21 protein-coding genes are annotated in these 20,628 nt (G+C 57.6%); 7 read left to right on the top strand and 14 right to left on the bottom strand.

The window, feature by feature from the left end; translation table 11 throughout:
* From cofH to IGS51_RS00655, 5 genes are all read right to left on the bottom strand, one after another.
* Positions 1–1,023: 7,8-didemethyl-8-hydroxy-5-deazariboflavin synthase subunit CofH (gene cofH, locus IGS51_RS00675; protein WP_297074868.1), on the bottom strand; the 1,023-nt coding region annotated here is incomplete at its 3' end.
* Positions 1,024–1,053: 30 nt separating this feature from the next.
* Complete coding sequence (locus IGS51_RS00670) at positions 1,054–1,734, bottom strand: NAD(P)H-dependent oxidoreductase (RefSeq protein WP_277774379.1); 681 nt, start codon at positions 1,732–1,734, stop codon at positions 1,054–1,056.
* A 231-nt stretch (positions 1,735–1,965) separates the two neighbouring features.
* Entirely contained in the window at positions 1,966–2,424 is a 459-nt protein-coding gene (locus IGS51_RS00665; RefSeq protein WP_297074866.1) for an NUDIX domain-containing protein, read from the bottom strand.
* The gene (sppA, locus tag IGS51_RS00660) at positions 2,424–4,214 is read right to left on the bottom strand and encodes a signal peptide peptidase SppA (RefSeq protein ID WP_297074864.1); all 1,791 of its coding nucleotides are present in this window, start codon (positions 4,212–4,214) and stop codon (positions 2,424–2,426) included. Before sppA ends, IGS51_RS00665 begins: the two co-directional genes overlap by 1 nt.
* Before the next feature lie 191 nt (positions 4,215–4,405).
* Positions 4,406–5,149 carry a cytochrome c biogenesis protein CcdA gene (locus IGS51_RS00655; protein WP_297074863.1) on the bottom strand — a complete coding sequence of 248 codons (744 nt, stop codon included), beginning with the start codon at positions 5,147–5,149 and terminating at the stop codon, positions 4,406–4,408.
* Positions 5,150–5,483: 334 nt separating this feature from the next.
* On the opposite strand from IGS51_RS00655, the gene IGS51_RS00650 reads away from it, so the two are divergent.
* Entirely contained in the window at positions 5,484–6,263 is a 780-nt protein-coding gene (locus IGS51_RS00650) for a YdcF family protein (protein WP_297074861.1), read from the top strand.
* A gap of 41 nt (positions 6,264–6,304) precedes the next feature.
* Here the strand turns inward: IGS51_RS00650 and IGS51_RS00645 are convergent, their stop codons facing one another.
* Positions 6,305–8,209 carry a glycosyltransferase gene (locus tag IGS51_RS00645; RefSeq protein WP_297074860.1) on the bottom strand — a complete coding sequence of 635 codons (1,905 nt, stop codon included), beginning with the start codon at positions 8,207–8,209 and terminating at the stop codon, positions 6,305–6,307.
* Positions 8,210–8,305: 96 nt separating this feature from the next.
* On the opposite strand from IGS51_RS00645, the gene IGS51_RS00640 reads away from it, so the two are divergent.
* Positions 8,306–9,187 carry a sulfotransferase domain-containing protein gene (locus IGS51_RS00640; protein WP_297074859.1) on the top strand — a complete coding sequence of 294 codons (882 nt, stop codon included), beginning with the start codon at positions 8,306–8,308 and terminating at the stop codon, positions 9,185–9,187.
* Positions 9,188–9,305: 118 nt separating this feature from the next.
* Here IGS51_RS00640 and IGS51_RS00635 read toward each other — a convergent pair whose 3' ends face one another.
* Together IGS51_RS00635 and IGS51_RS00630 are read right to left on the bottom strand one after the other, a co-directional pair.
* Complete coding sequence (locus IGS51_RS00635) at positions 9,306–11,237, bottom strand: SPFH domain-containing protein (RefSeq protein ID WP_297074857.1); 1,932 nt, start codon at positions 11,235–11,237, stop codon at positions 9,306–9,308.
* A gap of 30 nt (positions 11,238–11,267) precedes the next feature.
* Entirely contained in the window at positions 11,268–12,026 is a 759-nt protein-coding gene (locus IGS51_RS00630) for an OB-fold-containig protein (RefSeq protein ID WP_297074856.1), read from the bottom strand.
* 218 nt (positions 12,027–12,244) lie between these two features.
* Here IGS51_RS00630 and IGS51_RS00625 point away from each other — a divergent pair, with 218 nt between their 5' ends.
* Positions 12,245–12,604 (top strand): VOC family protein, encoded by a 360-nt coding sequence (locus IGS51_RS00625; RefSeq protein ID WP_277774388.1) that lies wholly within the window; start codon positions 12,245–12,247, stop codon positions 12,602–12,604.
* Between the two features lie 227 nt (positions 12,605–12,831).
* On the top strand, positions 12,832–14,280 hold the full coding sequence (locus IGS51_RS00620) for an ABC transporter substrate-binding protein (protein ID WP_297074855.1): 1,449 nt from the start codon (positions 12,832–12,834) through the stop codon (positions 14,278–14,280).
* A 402-nt stretch (positions 14,281–14,682) separates the two neighbouring features.
* Here the strand turns inward: IGS51_RS00620 and IGS51_RS00615 are convergent, their stop codons facing one another.
* Positions 14,683–14,943 carry a hypothetical protein gene (locus IGS51_RS00615; RefSeq protein ID WP_172353194.1) on the bottom strand — a complete coding sequence of 87 codons (261 nt, stop codon included), beginning with the start codon at positions 14,941–14,943 and terminating at the stop codon, positions 14,683–14,685.
* A 169-nt stretch (positions 14,944–15,112) separates the two neighbouring features.
* Between IGS51_RS00615 and IGS51_RS00610 the strand changes: the two genes are divergently transcribed.
* From IGS51_RS00610 to IGS51_RS00600, 3 genes are all read left to right on the top strand, one after another.
* The gene (locus IGS51_RS00610; protein ID WP_297074854.1) at positions 15,113–15,313 is read left to right on the top strand and encodes a helix-turn-helix transcriptional regulator; all 201 of its coding nucleotides are present in this window, start codon (positions 15,113–15,115) and stop codon (positions 15,311–15,313) included.
* Positions 15,314–15,397: 84 nt separating this feature from the next.
* On the top strand, positions 15,398–15,571 hold the full coding sequence (locus tag IGS51_RS00605) for a helix-turn-helix transcriptional regulator (protein ID WP_297074852.1): 174 nt from the start codon (positions 15,398–15,400) through the stop codon (positions 15,569–15,571).
* Positions 15,568–15,963, top strand: coding sequence for a hypothetical protein (locus IGS51_RS00600; RefSeq protein WP_297074851.1), 396 nt, complete (start codon positions 15,568–15,570; stop codon positions 15,961–15,963). Before IGS51_RS00605 ends, IGS51_RS00600 begins: the two co-directional genes overlap by 4 nt.
* A 42-nt stretch (positions 15,964–16,005) precedes the next feature.
* Here IGS51_RS00600 and IGS51_RS00595 read toward each other — a convergent pair whose 3' ends face one another.
* The 5 genes from IGS51_RS00595 to ureC all read right to left on the bottom strand — a co-directional run.
* Positions 16,006–16,416 carry a hypothetical protein gene (locus IGS51_RS00595; RefSeq protein ID WP_297074849.1) on the bottom strand — a complete coding sequence of 137 codons (411 nt, stop codon included), beginning with the start codon at positions 16,414–16,416 and terminating at the stop codon, positions 16,006–16,008.
* A gap of 66 nt (positions 16,417–16,482) precedes the next feature.
* Complete coding sequence (locus IGS51_RS00590; protein WP_297074848.1) at positions 16,483–17,652, bottom strand: LL-diaminopimelate aminotransferase; 1,170 nt, start codon at positions 17,650–17,652, stop codon at positions 16,483–16,485.
* Positions 17,653–18,065: 413 nt separating this feature from the next.
* Positions 18,066–18,509, bottom strand: a complete 444-nt coding sequence (locus IGS51_RS00585) for a hypothetical protein (RefSeq protein ID WP_297074847.1) — start codon at positions 18,507–18,509, stop codon at positions 18,066–18,068.
* Positions 18,499–18,708: a hypothetical protein gene (locus tag IGS51_RS00580; protein ID WP_297074846.1), complete on the bottom strand. Its 210-nt coding sequence runs from the start codon at positions 18,706–18,708 to the stop codon at positions 18,499–18,501. The genes IGS51_RS00585 and IGS51_RS00580 overlap by 11 nt, the downstream gene beginning before the upstream one ends.
* A gap of 213 nt (positions 18,709–18,921) precedes the next feature.
* Positions 18,922–20,628, bottom strand: a 1,707-nt coding sequence (gene ureC, locus IGS51_RS00575) for an urease subunit alpha (RefSeq protein ID WP_297074845.1), incomplete at its 5' end; no start/stop codon positions are given.

Here is a 20,628-nt window from a genome sequence, read left to right as displayed (position 1 = left end):
GATGTGTTCTTCCATCAGCGTGCCGCCGAGGTCGTTGCAGCCCCATCGGAGGGCTTCTGTTGCGCCCGCTAGCCCCAGCTTTACCCAACTTGGCTGATGGTTGGCGATCCAATTGCCCAAAAAGAGCCGGGCCACTGCCGTCAGCTTTAGCGCGTCGGCCAGCACGGGCTGGTCGCGTCCCACCCGACGGCGCAGGGGCTTGGGCGCATCTTGTCCCACAAACGGCAGCAGGATGAATTCGGTAATGCCTGTGTTGCCGTTGGCAAGAGAGGCCTGCTGGAGCGATCGCACTTGACCGAGATGCCGCATCTGCTGCTCTGGCGTTTCGATGTGGCCAGAGAGCATCGTGCTGGTGCTGGGCATTCCCAGGCGGTGAGCAGTGGCGACGATTTCCAGCCACTCGGCAGAAGAGATTTTTTCAGGACAGAGGACTTTTCGCACCTCGTCGTCCAGCACCTCCGCCGCCGTTCCCGGCATGGAGCCAACGCCCGCGTCTTGCAAGGCCACAATTACCTCGGCATAGCTCAGCCCATCCTGACGGGCGATAAACTGCACCTCTTGGGGCGAAAAGGCGTGCAGGTGGAGTTGGGGGAATTGGCGTTTAATCAGGCGCACTAGGTGGACATAGTAGGAGAGCGATCGCCCCCCGATCCGTGCTTCTGGATTTAGCCCGCCCTGCATACAGATTTCTGTCGCGCCCTGCTGCACGGCTTCGGCGGCCTTTTCTAGAATTGCGCCTTCGTTTAGCCAGTAAGCTCCGGCCGCGTCGGCATCGCGGCGAAAGGCGCAAAAGCTGCAATGCTGTTCGCAAATATTGGTGTAGTTGATGTTGCGGTTGATGACATAGGTGACGACCTCGCCCACCTGTCGCCGTCGCAGTTCATCAGCGGCCTGGCGGAGAGCGGCGATCGCCCCTGGGTCGGTTTGCCGCAGCAGCACCACGCCCTCCGCCTCGGTCAGGTCTGCCCCCGACAGCGCCCGCTCTAGGATGTGGCTCACGGTTCCTGAATGCGTCGCTACCATAGGTGCCTTGGCTTGCCTAGTCGATCTTGCCTAGTCGATATAGCTGATCACTTCCTCTAGAGGATAGCGAACCTTGGGACGGGCGGCCGACTTGTCATCCTCGGCGCGATAGCCAGCGGGACACATCACCACCGACGCATACTCGCCGCCCGCCAGCCCCAGCAGTTCGTCTACTTTGGCAGGCGCAAAGCCTTCCATCGGGCAGGTGTCTACGCCCAGCAGCGCCGCCGCCGTCATGAACTGACCCAGGGCAATGTAGGTCTGGCGCTTGGCCCATTCGTGCAAATCCAGCGGGTAGGGCGGCTTGTCCAAAAAGCCCTTGACCACATTGGCAAAGCCCTGCAAATTTTCAACACTGGTCTGCTGCACGTCCGCCATGCGAGCGATGTAGCGATCGACATCGGCCGCGTCGGTCTTGACCTTGGCGGCAAACACGACCAGATGCGATGCATCCACCACCTGCGTTTGTCCCCAAGACAGGTCTACAATTTGGCGGCGCAGTTCTGGATTTCGCACCACCAGAAATTTCCACGGCTGAAGCCCAAAGGACGAGGGCGCAAGCACCAAGCTCTGTTCCAAAACCTGCCACGTGGGTTCGGGAATCGTCTTAGACGGGTCAAATTTTTTGGTGGCATAGCGCCATTGAAGCTGCTGAAGCACTGTGTCGGCAGCAACCGGATTCGGAGCAATCGGATCAGCAGAAAGTGTCATAGAAATGGCCTGGTGTGAAGTGGCTTGTAGCAGAAACGCATCCAATAGGGTCAGGACTGGCGCAGTTAGCTTTCCTGAACCTCTCTTAAAGTAGGGAGACTTGCTGGAGAGGGCATTCCCACTAGAAGGCTAAGTTAATATTTGCTTAATAGTTCAACCGTGTAAAGGTTTAGTACGAAAACATTCTGCAAAGTATTTACTGAGCTTGCAAACTGTTATGCGCCGAACCCATCAGGCAACCCGGCCGATCGCCCGCAGGGCTGCCCAGGCGCGAGCAGAGCAGTCCTCCTGGCGCAGACTGGCGATCGCCCGCCACTGAATGCCCTCTGGGCCGACCTCGGTCGGATCGCCTTGGAGCATTGCGGGACGTGCGGGCAGCGTGCATTGGTGAATCAGGTGAATGGTGTGCGAGATGGGCGCGTCGGCGTTTGGGAAAAACTGCTCGAACACAGTCAACAGGCGATCGCACTGGAAGTCTTGAATCCCTGTCTCTTCCCAAACCTCGCGGCGTAGCCCCGTCAAGATGGGTTCCATCGGCTCTAGCCCGCCCCCTGGCAAGTCCCAGCAGTCGGGTTCTGGCGGCGATAGCTGGTGCAGCATCAGCACCTCATCTCCGTCCAAAAACAGTGCAACAACGGCGACGCGCAGCGGGGACCCTGGAATGCTGGATATCGGCTGGGTGTCCGACATTATTCAATCCTCAGGTTAAAGAGTAGGCGCATGTAGAGGTTGGCGGGATCGTCCAGTAGCTCGAAGATTTCCAGGTCAGATTGCAGCGCATCGAGGCGATCGCCCAGCAGAGTGCGGCTCCGAGAATCTTCCGGCAGACGACTCTGCAAATCAGACAAAAACTGTTCGCCGAAGCTGAGGCGCTTGGGATATTCCTCCACCGACCAAGTTTCCAACTTCGCCTCGGCGGCAGCTTCTTTGAGCGCGGCTTGCAGCCCGCCCAGTTCGTCTACCAGCCCCACCTCCTTGGCCGCTACGCCCGACCAGACGCGCCCCTGCCCCACCTGGTTAACCTGCTCCCGCGAGAGGGGCCGTGCCGATGCTACGGTGTCTAGAAATGTACTGTAGGCTTGCTCGGCCATCCTTCGCAGCAGCGCCATTTCTGCTTCGGTGCGGGGGCGGGAGGTAGTTTCAATGTCGGCATAGCGCCCCGTTTTGATGATGTCCCAGGTAACGCCGTTGCGGTTTGCAAGGGTCTGGAAATTGGGCACGAGTCCAAACACGCCGATGGAGCCTGTGACGGTGTTGGGCGAGGCAAAGACCTTGCTTCCCTGGGCAGCAATGTAGTAGCCGCCGGAAGCCGCAATATTGCCCATCGAGGCGATCACGGGCTTTTCCTTTCGCATCAGCGTCACTTCGCGGGCGATTAGGTCAGAGGCGACTGCGCCGCCGCCGGGACTGTTGATCCGCAACACCACGGCTTTGATATCCTTATCTAGCCGCAGATCTCGCAGCAGCTTTACAAAGCGATCGCTCCCGATCTGCCCCGTGCTGCCCGTGCCGCCTACGATGTCGCCGTTGAGATAGACCAGCGCAATGCGATCGCCCCGCTTTTTCTCCGCCGCCACCGCCTCAGCATAGGTGCCCAAACCAACGCTGCGAAAGGTCTTGTCGTCTTCCTTGCGATCGGTCAACTTTTTTAGGTCAGCGAGTACCTCATCGGGATAGGCAACCCGATCAATCAGTCCCGTGGTCTTCGCTTCGGTAGCCATCAGCAGACCGCCACTGTCGGCGATCGCCTGGATCTGGGTGGGCGACAGGTCGCGGTGCTGGCTGGCGGTTGTAATCACTTCAGTCCACAGATCTCGCAGCAGCGCTTCGGTTTGCTGACGCGCTTCGGGGCTGTTGTTCTGGCGGGTAAAGGGTTCCACCGCCGACTTGTAGCGCCCCACCTGAAGCACCTGCACACCCACGCCGAATCGCTCCAGCGCCCCTGCAAAGAAGGTCATCTCCGAGCGCAGGCCGTTCATCTCCAGCACGCCCGCCGGGTTCATGGCCAGATCGGTTGCCACCGAAGCCAGGTAATAGTCCCGCTCGCTCCAGTTCACGTCGTAGGCGTAGATGGGTTTGCCGCTGTCGCGGAAGGTGTTGAGCGCCTGCCGCACTTCCCGCAGCGTGGCATAGCCTGTGGTGGCAGGCAGATTCCCCTCCAGCAATAGCCCCACGATTTTTTTGTCTGCTGCGGCCGCTTCGATCGCGTCTACGGCGGTTCGCAGCGAGACGGGCTGGCGGGTCGTGCGCCCAGAGAGCGCCTCTTGAAAGACCTGGCCGGGGTTCACCGGAACGGGCGCGTCAGCAATGCCCCGATCCAGATTCAGCGTTAGCACGGATTTATCTTCAACCCTGGGCCCGCTGTCGCGTCCAGAAAGGGCGATCGCCACCAGCAGCATCACCATCCCGCCCGCACTCAGCACGCCAAATAGCGCCAGCCCAGTCAGCGTTGCCAATACATTCTTCAGAAAATCGCGCATGGGAGTGAGGAATTGTGTGGATTTTGGATTTTAGATTGGCGATTTTAGATTGGCGATTTTAGCTTGGAGATTTAGATTGCCAGATTATTGCCAATTTCAAGAGTCTGTGGGGCTTCCAGCGATTTTATCAGTCTGCTAGATTCAGTCCGCTAGATTCAGGGCGCTAAATTCAGGGCGCTAAATTCAGGGCGCTAGATTGCCCCTGATCCGACGACGCGAGACAGCAGGGTGAACACGCCGAAGCCAATGAGCAGCACCCCACTCGCAGGCGTAATCCAGCCCGACCAGCGGCGCAGTTCCAGAATTTTTTTGAGAGAGGCAGTAAACGTGCCCGCCAGGATCAGCGGTGCAACGTAGCCCAACGTATAAGACAGCAGCAGCACACTGCCCAGTAGCGGGTCGCGGGTTGTCGAAACCCAGGCCAGCAGCGTCGCCAGCACCGGCGTGCTGCACGGCGAGGCCACCAGCCCAAAGGTCAGCCCCAGCAGGTAGGAGCGCACGCTTTCGGGCCAGTCTTTGGAAATCCACTCCATGCCCGTGAAGGAGGGCAACCGCAGCGGCAGGGCTTCCAGCAGGTTCAGGCCCATGAGAATGGCGATCAGGCTGACAATAATCGGCAGCCCGATGCCGACCTGGCCGTAGATGCGGCCGGCGATCGCCGCCAAAATTCCCAGCGCTGCCAGCGTTGTCGCCAGCCCCAGCGCAAACCAGGTCGATTGGGCCGCAGCCTGCCAGCGGCTCTTGGCTTCGTAGCCGCCGATATAGCCGATGGTGATGGGCAGCATGGACAACATACAGGGCGTGAGGCTGGTCAACAGGCCGGCGACAAAAATAATGCCCACGCTGGCAGGCGAGAGGTGGGTCAGTTGTCCCGACACCAGCACATCTGCTGCGTGCTGGAGGTGATAGAGCGAGGTTTTCAGAGTCTCAAGCATAGGCAGCAGGCAGGGTTGCGACGGATGATAGGCAGGACGGAGCCGTTTATTTCTTCCCCTCAATTGTAGAGTGTGCCCGGAAACGCCACAGATTCTCAGAGTATTGGTATGGTGAAGCTGGATTTGGCGGGTCTAAGTGCCAACCCTTACGCCGACTCCTGCACCGACTCCTGCACCGACTCCTGCACCGATCTGCGGGGCGTGAATCTGGACTTCTAGAACCTGACGCTCCCGGAAGATTACGGAATTTTCACAGGCGCTTAATCAAAACATCGATCCAGTTCCGAACAATCCGATCCATCCTGGTAAGCAAGCGTAAAGGATTGCAACTACCATGCCCGGACTCGATTCTTTAACCTGGCACGATGTTGAAAACGGGATGCGGCAACTCGCTATCCCAGTGGCCCTGATGCTCGCCGCGACCCTGGCGATTGGGCTACGGCTGATGCCCCCGTCTGCCCGCCGCGTTGCCCGAAATGTCATCCTGTTTCTGGTCTGCTTTGGGCTGGTGGTGGTTTCCCCAACTGGGGTGGCTGCGCTAGAGCGGGGTATGGCGGTGTTTGCCGCTCCAGATACAGGGGAATTGGTGGATGCCATTGTGGTGCTGGGGCGCGGGCGGCGGCTCAACCCGTCGCGGGTGGCCACGGTGGCTGAACTGTGGAATGCGGGGCGATCGCCCCAGATTTTTGCCAGCGGCGCGAGTGATGCGCCCCTGATTGTAGAGTCGCTGCGGGCGGCAGGCATTCCGGCTGAGGCGCTGGGCGGCGAAGAATGCTCTCGCACAACGGAGGAGAACGCCTGGTTTTCTCGCGCTACCCTGTTTCCCCAGGGCGTGCGGCGGATTTTGTTGGTCACCGATTATCCGCATCTCTGGCGATCGCAGATGACTTATGAAAGCGTCGGTTTTTCCGTTATCACCCACCCCAGCCCCCTGCGCAACACGCTCTCTCGCAAGCGCCGTCTCTCGCTCATGACCCGCGAATCGCTAGCCCTCATTGCCTACCGCCTGAAGGGCAGGCTGGGCGATCGCACCACTCTCGACACACCTGCTTACGTAGAAAAGCGGCTAAGCCAGCAGCAGTGTTTGGTTGGTAGAGCAGCGGGGCAGGCTTAATCGGCGCGATTAGCGATTATTCATCACTCTTCTACCGCTTATCACTCTTCTACCGGTAGCCCCAGCCGTCGCTTCAGCCTAAACCAGCGATCGCGCAATTGCCAGAATTTGCTGGTCTCCATTGCGGCGATGCGGCCACGGGCGCGGCCGAGTTCTGCCTCAAGGTGCTGAATCGCTTCGGGCTGGCTAGCTTGCCGTTCGCGATCGCGCAATTCTTGCAGGCTGAGGAGGGTTTGTCCGGGTGCAAACTCCTGCTTCCAAAACATCAGACGGAGGCGGCGCATCGCATCGCGCCAGGCGACTTTGCCGCTGTAGCTGGCGTTGTCTTGGGTGTCGCTGCGCCAGTAGACCTCGGCCGTGGCCTCGTAGCTAAAGCAAAACTCAGCCCGCTGGCAGAGCATCAGCACCAGGCAAAAGTCTTCGCCCAGATCCAGCAGCGGGTCGCGGTCGAGAATGTCTTGAAGCAACTGACGGCGAACGACGTAGGAATTGGGTGGCATGAAGTTTCTTAGCTCCAGCAAATCTTGCAGCCGAAAGGGTTGGAAGTAGGGCAGGGTAATAGTGTCCATTTGGTGCAATGTTTCAGGGCTGCCGGATTCTAGAACCTTGAGCGTGCCGGAGTAGGCAACCCCAATGTTGGACTGCTGTTCGAGGATCTTTACCAGAGTATGCAAATGGTTGGGATGGATCGCGTCGTCATCGTCCAGGATGGCAAAGTAGGGCGCATCGACGGCACGGAGGCCCGTCCAGAGGGTGGTGCTGCGGCAGGGAGCAGGGCTGGCAAGGCGGCGAAACTGGAGGCGATCGCCATAGTGCCCCAAAAACGCCTCATCCAGCCCCAGCACAGGCTGATATTCCACCAAAATCACGCCGATATTTGGATAGGTCTGGGCGGCGAGGCTGTCGAGGGCGCGACGAATATAGGACAGAGGACGACCCCCCACCCGCACAATGACCTGCACCTGGGCAGGCGGTTGGGCACTCATGGGCGCAGGCACAAAGCCTTTGAAGCCTTTGTCTGTCAGCAGGGCCTCGTGGTGTGGCAGCAGATCAAGCAAATGCTTTTCTAGCGTGTAGTGCTGGATAAAAATTTCGTGAGCGGCGGCGGCCAAGGCTTCGGCCTGCTGGGGGTGCTGGGCGATCCAAGCCATGTGCTGCGAAATTTGCTCGACCTGTTCTGCGGGGTCGGCATCGGCATCGATATACAGCACCGTGTCGCCAAAGGCTTCGCGGATAAAGGCGTGGTCGCTGCAAATGGCAACGGCTCCGGCAGCGGCGATCTCAAAGATCCGCATGGAGGGCATTTCGGCCTGGCGGTGTTCTTCCCGGTGCAAACATAGCCCCACCCCTGCGCTGTGAATCGCCTCAAACACGCTGTTGCCGTCGTAGGGCAGTGCGCCGCGATGGGTCTGGTTCAGATAGGTCCAGCCGTCGGGGTTGCCGTATACGTCCATGTAGGGCTGCTGGTCTAGCCCTTCAAAGAGTTGCTTGAAGCGGGGCCCGTCCCAGTTTGACCCCAGATAGACCAGGCGCGGCTGGCTCAGGTCGGGCGGGCGATAGGCCGTTTTGGGGGCGCTGGTGTAGAAGGGCGATTTGAAATAGCGCTTGGGGGTGTGGCAGAGCAGGTGATGCAGCCAGCGATCGACGACGCGGGAGCCGATCAGGTAGCCGTCGTAGGACAGGGTGTTGGTAATCAGTCGATCGGTGCCTTCAAAAAATTCGGGCGGACTCCACATGCAGAGATAGGTGGGCACGGGCGCAACCTTGGGGGTCCAGTGGTGCAGCACGATGACGCAATCGGGCTGAGCGGCGCGAATTTCCGCTGCGGTTTGCACTTCGACCGCCTGCCAGCCAATGTTTTCTGCGGCCAGCGCCAGCCGCCGAGACATTTCGACTTCGGCAATGTAGGGCTTGTCGAAAAAGGGATTTTGGATGGCAAGTTTCATGAGGGCGATCGCAGACAGCAGGCAAAAACCGAGCGCAAGGGACGCAAAGCGCTAGAGTTTATCTTAGGGCATCCCGCTAACCCCTCTAGATTTGCTATGACTTCTTCGGCAGACCGTCCCATTTTGATCTACACCGTCCACAAAGCGGCTTCGATGTTTTTGCATCGGCTGACGCGGCAAATCGCGAGGGAACTGGAGATGGAGTATTTCTCTATTAACAACAAGGCGGCGGGCTATCAAGAAGTGAAGGAATTGTCCTGGAATGGGTTCATCCAAAAATATCTGAGTCAGGCAGAAAAACGAGCTTGCTTCGGCCCAATTCGCTCGCTCGAAGCGATGCCCTCTATTCCCGAAGAAATAGCAGATTTCTCGGTAGTTCTGCATCTACGAGATCCGCGAGACGTGCTGGTTTCTTCGTTCTTTTCCAATGCCTTTAGCCATCCGGTCAATCCGGTGATTTTCAATCCGGATGAAGCAGCCCGACAGGAATGGATTGAGCGGGGTATTGATGCGTTTGTAATCGAGCGATCGCCCGTTGTGATCGATCGCTATAACTACGTGATTGCCAACCTGCTGGGACGAGAGAATGTCCTCTTTTTGAAGTATGAGGATATGGTACTCAGCTATCAGGAATGGCTAGCAAAGTTCCTGTCAGTTTTTATTGCGCCAGAGCCAAATGTCCCAACTGAAACCCAGCCCAAAGGACTGCTGGCGCTGCTAGAAAAGCTGCCGCTGGTTCAACGAGAAGGGCGATCGCCCAGCCCCACCTTCTCTGCACTCTATCAGGAGCTTTTTGAAGCCCACAAAGCTGATTTCCAGGTAGAAGATGAAGACGTTTATCGCCACAAGCGACAGGTGCTTCCCGGAGATCACACGCGCAAGCTGCAACCGGAAACGATTGCGATTCTAAACGAGAAATTCGCAGAGATCCTCAACGCCTTGGGATACGAACCAGTTGCGAATTCACAAATCCATTAGGAGCGCCGTATCAGCTACGAACTTAGGACTAACGCAGTGGGACGATTTCTCGCGGGCTGCGGCCGCGAGAAATTGTCCAAAATCCAGAAAACTGATCGCAAGTGCATCAGTCCTGGAACTATTCCAACTCTACCGACACAGGTGGGGCTGCGGAATCGTCGGGCTGGGTCGGGCTGCTGGAGTCGCGCATGAGTTGGGCGATCGCCCCAATGAGTTGACTCAGCTTGCCTTCGTCTAGCAGCGTGTTAATCAGCGACAGCCCGCTAGTAGACAGCAAGAGTTGGCTCACGTCGGGGCTTTTGCCGTTGCCGTTGCTGCCCGCGCCAGGGAAGGCGTAGATGCGGGCATCGCCCAAAACACCCGGCTGCGGAGCCAGCGCTTTGACAATTTCTGGCAGCTTTTCGGAGAGTTCTGGCCAGAGCGTGACCAGCGTTTGCGCCGTCAGGTTGGGCGTGCTGATCAGGTTGCGGGCGGTGAGTTCTGCTTGCAAGCCTTCGGCTTCGGCCAGCAGCTTGTCGCGCTGGGCGGCGGCCAGGGTGCGGATGGATTCGGCCTCTAGCTCTGCCGCCTGACGGGCGATTTCGGCCTGACGACGACGGCGGAACACGTCGATTTCCACCACGTTTTGTTCTGAAATGCGCTTTTCCTGGGCGGCGCGTTCAGCCGCGATGACGGCCAACTGGCGCTGCCGTTCGGCGACTTCCAGTTCGGTCGCGGTGGTTACGCCCGCTTCGGCACGGGCCCGCTCTGCGTCGGCCTCCAGGCTTTCCTTGCGCTTGGTAGCAATGGCGATCGCCGCATCCTCCTGGGCAATCCGCGCCAGCCGCTCGGACTCTGCCACCTGCACCTGCGCCTCCAGCCGCTGCGATTCCACCGTTTTTTGGCGGGTGATTTCTGCCAGGTCTGCCTCCTGCTGCTGCAACGCCTGAGCCACTTTCAGCTTTTTCTGCTGTTCCTCTAGAGCAATGTCCGCCTGAATTTGGCTCTGCTGCACGCCCAACTGCTTGCGGATTTGCTCCTCTTCCACCGTTTTTTCCTGGAGGATCTTGGCCCGCTGGGTGGCGGCCAGTTCCTTCACTTTGGATTCTTCAATTTCTCGCTCCCGCTGTGCCTTCAGGCTTTCTACCTGCAACTGCTGTTCCAGACGAGCGGTTTCCTTTTCTTGCAAAATTTGGAGCGATCGCTTCTCAGCATCCAGTTCTTTTTGCTCGATGGCGACCTGCGTAGCCAGTTCCACTTCCCGCTTTTGCTGAATGGATTTTTGAATCGTCTCTGTCCGCAGCCGCACCCCCTGCGCGTCAAAGAAGTTGTTGGTGTCGTAGGTGTCGCTTTCCTGAATTTCCGATACGGCAATGTTGTTCAGCGTTAGCCCAACTTTCGCCAAGTCGGGCTGCATCAGGTTTAGCACTTCCTGGGCAAAGCCCAGCTTGTCGGAGTCGATTTCCGCCAGACTCTTTGTTTTTGCAGCGGCCCGAATCGCGTCGTCTGCCCGCTTTTCCAGCGCATTTTTGATGTCCTCTGGCGTAATCTTGTTGCCCTGCGATAGCCGCGCAGCAGCCGTTAGCACATCCTCCTCAGAGGCCGTGATGCAGACATAGAAAGTAGCCCGCATGTCGGCACGCAGATAATCTTTCGTGCGAACGGCAAGTTTACCGGCCCGCTCCACGTCGATAGAGATTTCGCGCAAGGGCACGCGAGTCAGTTCATGAAAGCCAGGAAGAACGACGCAGCCCCCATTCAAAATCACGGTTTTGCGCTTAAAAAAGACCCCGCCCGTTCGCACAAATGCCTCGTTGTTGGGCGTAATTTTGTAAACACGGGTGTACGCAAAAACTGCTACTAGGAGCAACAGAACCAGACTGCCGATTAACGCTGGGAATACGAGCAGTCCGCTTACAGGAAGCTGAGCCAGCGGAGAGGGAGCAGGCGCAGGGTCGAGCGGGGCGATCGCCACAATTTCGGAATACTCAGCATCACGCGCCTGAAACTCGTCCAGTTCATAAACCGGAACCGTGGGCAAAGACTGAATGAACGTTAGCCAGAACAGCATTGGAATATCCCTAAGATGAATTAAAGTAGCTCAACGAGAATCTTTGAGAGCATGAGAACCGTTCAGCCAGTGATCCTGGTCGGGACTGTCCTTCGCAATGACCAGATAGCCCGCTCCCGATCGCTCGATCACCAGCACTGTGTCTCCCCGCTGGGGCAACACGCTGGCCCAGTCTGGCAGCATAGCGTTCACCGTCACCCGATTGCGGGCTACATCCAGCACGTCTACCTGGCCGATGCGCCCTTCTGCCACGCTGGGAATGTGCCCCGTGCTGACAATCCCCAGACAACCCACGAGGCGATCGCCACTGGCATCTTCTCCAAAGGAGGCAAAAATTCGCCCTAGCGGCCGCGCAATTTGCCCACCTAGCACCAGCGCCAGCCCAAACGACCCCAGCAGCACAGAGCCATTTGCCAGACTCCCCAGCAGCGTTTCCAGGGTTCCCCCCAGAAACACATTACCCATCCAGCCCAGCAGCCCCCACAGGCTGAAGTCTGTCGCCAGCAGCAGCATTAGCGGCGCACGACCCAACCCAAACCACCGCAGCACGTCTAGCGGACTGAATTCGCTGCCAGAATCGACATCAGTATCCAGGTCGAGCGGCGCAGAAACCTCGAAGTCTACGTCCAACTCTGCGTCCAGATCTACATCCAGATCGGCATCCAAGTCCAGATCAGCGTCTAAATCTGCATCATCGCCGCCGCCAGAAAAAATGACTACCAGAAACAGCGCCACTCCAATTCCAAGCAGCACCCAGTAAGGTAAGTTAGCAGCGGCAAAGACAGGCATGATGACGGCAGACTGAAGAAGGGGCTGAAACCTGCTGCGATCGCCCCGTCGTGCTGGCTTAGCAGCGGGGGCAAATGTGCCAGCGAAAAAATCGTCTACTCAGAATCCACTACAGCAAAGTCAGGCAGCATTCCCGAAACCGGAGTTCTATGCGCCCATCCTAGCGGCCCTAGAATAGAAGTACGGCAAACGTGACTGTTTCTTAACGTCTAAAGGCTATGAAACTAAAGCGCATTGGGCATGTGGCGATCCGCGTCGAGGATCTAGATCGGGCGGCGCAGTTCTATCAGAACTTGGGCATGGATCTGGTTTGGAAAGACCCAGACTGGGCATATCTGAAAGCGGGGGACGATGGGCTGGCGTTGCTGAGTGCCGCCTACGAGCAGGCGGGGCCCCACTTTGGCTTTGTGTTTGGCGATCGCGCTGAGGTGGACGCTGCCTACGAGCAACTTAAAGCCGAAGGGGTTCACGTCACGCCCGTCCACGAACACCGCGACGGCACGGCTTCGTTCTATGGCCGCGACCCCGACGGCAACTGGTTTGAATACCTTTACGAGCCAGTCGCCGTGCCTGCCTAGTGGTTTGTCAACTTTCGTTTTGTCAACTTTCGTTTTACGGTTAACCCCTCAGTTCGTAGTTGGCGCTGTAGCGCTAAAGCGCTGACTACAAACCCTAATTTCTAATGTTTACGCTGCACTGGTCTGGCGACATAGGCGAGCAGGCGGGCGCAATAGCTTACGGAGTAAGCGCAAAGGTTGGCTGACTGCACCTTAATCTCTGTCGATTTTCCCCGGAGCCTGTCGCCATGACAAAAAGCAAAGATCTGACGGTTTTGATCATTTCGCTGCTGGTTACCGTCGGCTCGATCGGTCTGCTGTCTGCCTGGATTTTTCCTCGCCTTCAGCCAGGACGAATGTCGCCGACGGTTGTGAGCACGTCCTCCTCCCCAACCGTAGGTGAGGTGCCGCCAGACCTAAGCAGCCTGCCAGACCGAATCAGCCTTGGCAATCGGCACTTAATCGCGTCAGTCACCACGCCTGCCAAGCGGGAGGGCATTGCCGCGTTTGACGCGCAAGACTACGACAAGGCGGTGGAGTGGTTTGAGCTATCGCTGAAGGCCCTGCCCAACGACCCGGAGACGCTAATTTATCTGAACAATGCGCGGCTGTCGCGGCAGCAGACCCCTTACAAAATTGCCACCAGCGTTCCCATTGGCAAAAATCTCAACGTGGCGCAGGAGATTTTGCGGGGCGTGGCCCAGGCACAGGATGAGGTCAACCGCAGCGGCGGCATCAACGGTGCGGGTCTAGAAGTCACCATCATCAACGACGACAATGACCCGGCAGTCACACGAGAAATGGCGAAGCTGCTGGTGGAAAACGAGAGCCTGCTGGCAATAGTAGGACATAACACCTCGGATGCGTCGATGGCCGCAGCGCCGATCTATCAACAGCATGGGCTGGTGATGATTTCTCCCACGACCTTTGATGCCGATGTCGCGAAAGTAGGTAACTTCGTTTTTCGAGCGGTGCCCACCCCCCAGTCGATGGTGACCCCGCTGGTGGACGACATTCTGGCGCGATCGCCCCGTCCTGCCAAAATCCTGGTCTGCTACGATTCCACAGCGCCCGACAACAATCAGTTTCGGAATGCGTTTGTGGATGTGCTGACGGGGCGCGGCGGCGAGATTGTAAAAGTGATCAACGAGCGGGGCGAAGACTTGTGCGATTTTGCGTCTGAGGGGTTTGATCCGGAAGCGGCGATCGCCCAGGCGCTTCAGCAGCAAGCGACAGGGCTTTACCTCGGCCCCAGCATCAACTATCTCGACCCGGCAATTGCGGTAGCGCGGGCGAATAGCGGACGGCTGTCGCTATACAGCAGCCCGTCGCTCTACACTCACAAAATCTTGCAGGACGGGCAACAGGCCGTCGCAGGGATGATCTTGCCAACGCCCTGGAGTCCCGATGCCTATCCAGATTTTGCCCGCAAAGCACAGCAACTTTGGGGAGCTACAGTAAACTGGCGCACTGCCACCGCCTACGACGCGACGCAGGCGATCGCCGAAGGATTACTGCGTGCGGGCAATAGCCGCAGCACCTTGCAGCAAGCCCTGACCTCTCCTGACTTTGCCGCCACCAGTGCTGGCAAGGGCGCAGTGCGGTTTCTGGACACGGGCGATCGCCGCCTCACGCCCGTCCTGGTGCAAGTTCAACGAATCGAGTCAGGCAGCTACCGATTCAAAGCCATTGATTAGCGGCCAGCAAAGGTTGGACGATCCATTTCATTGAGCGCCAAAGTTACTATTGGATTACCGCCCAGGCAGGCAAGAAGCAGCCTCACCCAGTTTTCCATTACGCTAAAGCCAGGACTTACGCACCTGAAATCGTTTCCTGGATTTTGAATGATTTCTCGTGGGTTGCGCCCTCAAGAAGTCGTCCAACTGCGTAAGCCCTATGCATAACTCCTGGAAATCAAGCGCAACGATCCGCAAAAGTGGGAACGCATCGTAGATTGGCTCAGCGTTTTGTTTGCAGGCGGCACTGAAGCCGTCAAAGCGTTCTATCCGCTGGCAGGTATCCCAATTGAAGTGGCTCGAAAGCTGTACGAGATTTACACCAAAAATCGTAAACCACTGCCAGAGGGATAGATTGCGCTGTCATTGATGCAGCGAAGTTGGTTTGGTTGGTTGCATAGAGGGCGATCGCCCCTTTTCGGTCACTCTGTCTGCATCCTGCCGATGGCGCTGGGTTTCCGCATTGAACACAATCACAAACTGCGCCTGGGGCAATAGCCGCCGCACGGCTTGCAAATAGCCCTCCGCATCAGCGCGTTTGCAGAAGGCGGCCACCGTGATCCGCTGCATTTTGGGCAGCAGGCGCACGACAAGCCACCGATTCAACGAGTCTCGGTAAGGCATAATGGTTCTGTTCCGTTGAGTGTGGATGATTCCGCAGCAAGGGAAGCTAAGCCAGTGCAGAAAGGTTGGTCGCCGGGATGCACTGGCTTTATGTCATGTCCGGGAATTATGCCCAATATATGACAGTTCTTTTAATTAAGTCAACTTAGTCAAGATTGACAAAGCTTGGATGGAGTCTCTAGGGGAAAAGCTGAAAAAGTGCCGTGAGGCGGTTGGTGTAACTCAGCGCCAAGTTGCGGCGGCGCTGGACGTGACTGTGACCACTGTGCAAAATTGGGAGTCTGGCAGGCACATTCCTAAACTGACGCTTCATCAGACCAAGGCGCTGTGTGATTTATTAAAAGTTACTCTGGAAGACTTGGTTGGTTAATCTGCCAGTAACGCTAGAGCGCTGTTTGCTAGAGCAGTATTTAGATGACGTTAAAGCAAGTCTTGCGAGCAAGAAGGAGAGAGCTTGGGGCTAACCCGTATACAGGTAGCGAGGGCTTGTGGTGTGGTGGAATCGACCGTGATCAACTGGGAGAGCGATCGCTACAAACCGAAGCTTTACGCGACCCAGATAAAAGCAGGCTGCGACTTGTTGGGCTTTATGCTGGAGGAACTATCAGCCGCAGAGGTTGACGAATGATGCACCTACTTAAACCGGCGATCGCCTATTTTGCCTGTCTATTTGCCACCGGTTTTTTGTTAGGAACAATCCGGGTTTTATTAATCGTGCCGCGCCTCGGAGAGCGTACCGCAGAGCTATTAGAGATGCCCTTTATGCTGGTTGCGATTCTAATCGCAGCCCGGTGGATAAATCAGCAATATCTCAGCAGCGCAGAGCCATTTCAAAGATTAGGAGTCGGGTTTATTGCGCTGTTGTTTATGCTAATTGCCGACTTTGGAGTTGGCGTGTTTTTGCGAGGAATGCAGCCGCTAGAAGTAATCACGTCACGCGATGCGATTTCTGGCATAGTTTATTATGGAATGCTGCTTTTGTTTGCGCTCATGCCCTGGATTTTGGGTCGCAAACATTAGGGGAAAGTCTGGAATGGAAAGTCTGAAATGAAAAGTCTGGAATTATCGGCCTAGCCAGTCGGATAAAACTGGAAATTGAAACAGGTTGACCACCGACTGCCACGCCGGGCCTGCGCCCTGGAGCCAAAGGGCGATCGCAAATCCCAGCAGCGGCAGCAGCGCGTAATAAGCCAGTCCACGCCAAAACCAGCGGTCGAGCGATCGCCCCTGAACGCGCAGCAGCAGCGCCAGCCCCACCAGCAGCGCCGCCGCCGCCAAATGAGCGATCAGCACCAACTCTAGGCTGAGAAACCAGGCAAAAAAGCCCGCCCAGCCCGGTGCAAACAGATTGAAAAAAACGTAGAGCGCTCCCAGCAGCAGCGCCAGTGGGCCAAGCCAGGTAAGATAAAAAAAGTAACTTTGGCGATGACTAGGGCGATCGCCGCTAGGGCCTGACCTGCTTTCCTGCCGCATTTTGTCCTACTTCTTGCTAAATGGTTACCTCTCTAGCAGACGAAATTCAATCTGCAAAAGTTTCTCCTATTGCGTCAGGAAACTTGCGATGCGGTCTACGGCGGTTTCCAAAATAGCGGGGTCGTGAACCAAGGCAAAGCGGACATAGCCCTCGCCGGATTTGCCAAAGCCTGCGCCAGGAGACACCGCAACGCCCGTGGCTTCGACCAACTGAGTGCAAAAATCGACGGAGCGATCGCCCCAGGGTTGCGGCAGCTTTGCCCAAACGTACATGGCGGTGTGGGGAATGGGCACGGCCCAGCCGATGCGGTTCAGGGCGCTGAGGAACACATCGCGCCGCTGCCGGAAGGTGTCTACCACAGTTTGCACGGTGTCTTGGGGTCCCGTCAGCGCGGCGATCGCCCCATTCAAAATGCCGCGATATTGGTTGAAATCCACCGCTGCTTTTACCTGCCGCAGCGCCAAAATCAGTTCCGCGTTGCCAATCGCATAGCCCACGCGAAAGCCGCCCATGTTGTAAGACTTGGACATGGTGAAAAACTCGATAGAGCAGCGCTTTTGCGGATCGGCTTGCAGCACCGAGGGCGGCGGCGTGGCGCTAAAGTGCAAATCTGCGTAGGGAAAATCGTGAACCAGCACCAGGTCATGCCGCAGGCAAAACTCGACCGCCTGCTGGAAAAACGAGAGCGGGGCGATCGCCGCTGTGGGATTATGCGGATAGCTCAGCACCATCATCCGCGCCTGCGCCAGCACGGGCGGAGGCACATCGTCAAACACAGGCAGGAATCCATTTTCCGCCCGCAGCGGCATGGGATAAATCTGCCCGCCTGCCAAATACACGCCGCCCGCATGGGATGGATAGCCCGGATCGAGCAGTAGGGCAAAATCGCCCGGATTTAGCACTGCTAGCGGCAAATGCGCTGTGCCCTCCTGAGAACCAACCAGCGGCAGCACCTCCGTTTCGGGGTCTACTGCAACGCCAAATTTCTGCGTATACCACTGCGCCGCTGCTTCTCGAAAGGCTCGCGTGCCGTGAAACAGCAGGTAGCCGTGGGTGCTGGGGTCGGGCAGCGATTGGGCGATCGCCTCTAGCACATGGGGCGGCGTGGGCAAATCCGACGATCCCAGCGACAGGTCTATCACATCGCGGCCCAGCGCCCAGGCCCGCGCCTTGGCCCGATCCATATCGGCAAAGACATTGGTACGAAGCGGTTGGAGACGATTGGCGAGTTGCATTTTAGGCTTGAGAGACGAGGGGGCTTGGGGTATTGGGGTAACGGGTGATGAGATTGGACATCGCGCCACACTCCCTCCAAAAAATTGGGTGAGGACGGCAACTCCATCCCCACCCTAACGCACCGAGCGCACCTTAAACGCAACCTCCAGCGCAACCTCAAGCGCTAGTTTTCACACAAGTTTCCAAGTGTCGATTTTCAGGAAAACCTCCGGGTTTCTAACCTTGACGCAGAACCGTAGCCTACGGTTCCCGCTGTGGGCAGACTTCTCCGTTGCCAGGTGGGGGCGATCGCCCACCGCCAGACATTCGAGCCAAGCGTCCTAAATCATCCTCTTTAAATCATCCTCCTCAATCGGGTGACGTTGAGACGACTGCCCAGTTCTGCGCTAGTTCCGCACGCTAGTTCTGCACGCTAGTTCTGCACAATTGTCAGGCTGAAGGGATGGCGGCTGCCTCGCTCTAGATCGCCGACGAATACCGAGTAATTGCCACGCTCCCAGGCCCCCGACGCTTCGATCACGCCATTAGACAAGTTGGTGGCGCGGGCACAGCCCTTGACGCTGCCATCGGCTCCCAAAATCAGCAGCGTGGGGCGGCCACCACCCTCGACGCGAAACCGCAGCGAGGTAAAGGCCTCGGTGACGCGCACGGTCTGCACGGGGCGATCGCTCACAAAGCCGCAACTGCTGGCCTGCGACCCGCCAGAGGTGCCGCTAATCACCTGCTCTCCTTGCAGCGGTGTGGTGACCTGGGCCATCGCCGCCAGCGACATAGCCAGCACGCCCAGCGCGGCCGTGGGCACAATCTGCCAGTTGATATGAAATTTGCTCTTTTGAAAAGCTGCTTTACGTGTCATGTTCCTCTCTACTCCCCATACGCTCAGCGAGAGGGGCGATCGCCACTGAATTAATTTCGGGATTGATTTCGGGATGTCTTTCGGGATTTGTTTCGAGATGCATTTCGAGATGCATTTCGGGGCCACCCTGCTTCCGAGCTTTCTTCCAAACCCGTCCGAAATCCGTCATCCTCTGCCCAAAGCCCAACGGGTGAATCATGGGTAAATCATGATCGATCCGTCGCTTCGGCAATTCCAGTAACCAGCGCGATCCCACCTGCTCGATGATTTGATCGTGTCATTTATTTTTGAGGACTAGCCAAATCCTATGACAGTTCCTCAAGTGCCCGGTGGGATAGGCCACTTCTTCAACTGACCTGTGCAAATGACCGATCCGGCAATCGGGAATATGAAGCTGAATGGCTCAACTTGCTTAAAACAGGAAATAGCGCTGGGCCATCGGCAGCACGGTGGCAGGTTCGCAGGTCAGCAGTTCCCCATCGGCGCGGACTTCGTAGGTTTCGGGATCGACCTCAATGCGCGGCGTGTAGTCATTCAGCTTCAGATCTTTTTTGGTCACCTGGCGAATGTTGGACACGGGCAACACTTCGCGCTGGAGCTTCAGCATTTCGGGGATGCCGTTTTGCACGCCAGCCTTAGACAGAAAGGTAAAGGACGTGTTGGCGATCGCCCCGCCATAGCTGGCAAACATCGGCCGCATGTGGACGGGCTGCGGCGTGGGGATGCTGGCGTTAGCATCGCCCATCTGCGCCCAGGCAATCAGCCCACCCTTGATGACTAGCTCTGGCTTCACGCCAAAGAAAGCGGGTCGCCACAGGCAGAGGTCGGCAATTTTGCCCACTTCCACCGAGCCGACGTAATCAGAAATGCCGTGAACAATCGCCGGATTAATCGTGTACTTTGCCACGTAGCGCTTGGCGCGGAAGTTGTCGTTGCGCTCGGAATCTTGCGACAGCGGACCCCGCTGCACCTTCATTTTGTGCCCCGTTTGCCAGGTGCGGGTGATCACTTCGCCGATGCGGCCCATGGCCTGCGAGTCGGACGAGATAATGCTGAATGCGCCCAGGTCGTGCAAAATATCCTCAGCGGCAATGGTTTCCCGACGGATGCGCGACTCGGCGAAGGCCACGTCTTCGGGGATGCCGCGATCGAGGTGGTGGCAAACCATCAGCATATCCAGGTGTTCCTCCAGCGTGTTCACCGTGTAGGGGCGGGTGGGGTTGGTAGAGGAGGGCAGTACGTTCAGTTCGCCGCACACCCTGATAATATCTGGCGCGTGGCCGCCGCCTGCGCCCTCGGTGTGGTAGGTGTGGATGCAGCGTCCCTTGAAGGCGGCGAGGGTGTCTTCTACGAAACCTGCTTCGTTGAGCGTGTCCGTATGAATCGCCACCTGCACGTCATATTGCTCTGCCACATCCAGGCAGGTGTCGATGGCCGCTGGCGTGGTGCCCCAGTCTTCGTGCAGCTTTAGCCCAATGGCTCCGGCTTCCACCTGTTCCCGCAGTCCTTCTGGCTTGGCGCTGTTGCCTTTGCCCAAGAAGCCCAGGTTCATGGGAAAGGCTTCTGCTGCTTCTAGCATTCGGTGAATATTCCACGGCCCGGGAGTGCAAGTCGTGGCGTTGGTGCCGGAGGCCGGGCCCGTGCCGCCGCCGATCATGGTGGTAATGCCAGAGGCGATCGCCACTTCGATCTGCTGCGGACAGATGAAGTGAATGTGCGAGTCGATGCCGCCCGCCGTCAGGATCATGCCTTCTCCGGCGATCGCCTCCGTTGAGGGCCCAATCACAATCGTCACGTTGTCCTGAATGTAGGGATTGCCCGCCTTGCCAATGCCAACGATGCGCCCGTCCTTAATGCCTACATCGGCTTTGACAATGCCCCACCAGTCCAAGATCAGCGCGTTGGTAATTACCGCATCCACTGCGCCATCTTCGCGGGAAATGGGCGATTGCCCCATGCCGTCGCGGATCACCTTGCCGCCGCCAAATTTCACCTCGTCGCCGTAGGTGGTAAAGTCTTGCTCGACTTCGATAATCAGTTCGGTATCGGCCAGACGGACGCGATCGCCCACGGTTGGGCCAAAGGTTTCCGCATAGGCGCGGCGATCCATGCGATAGCT

Origin of the sequence: Thermoleptolyngbya sp. M55_K2018_002, from assembly GCF_015295965.1 — a bacterium.
Lineage (GTDB): Bacteria > Cyanobacteriota > Cyanobacteriia > Elainellales > Elainellaceae > Thermoleptolyngbya > Thermoleptolyngbya sichuanensis.
This window is presented reverse-complemented; position numbering and strand designations above follow the sequence as displayed.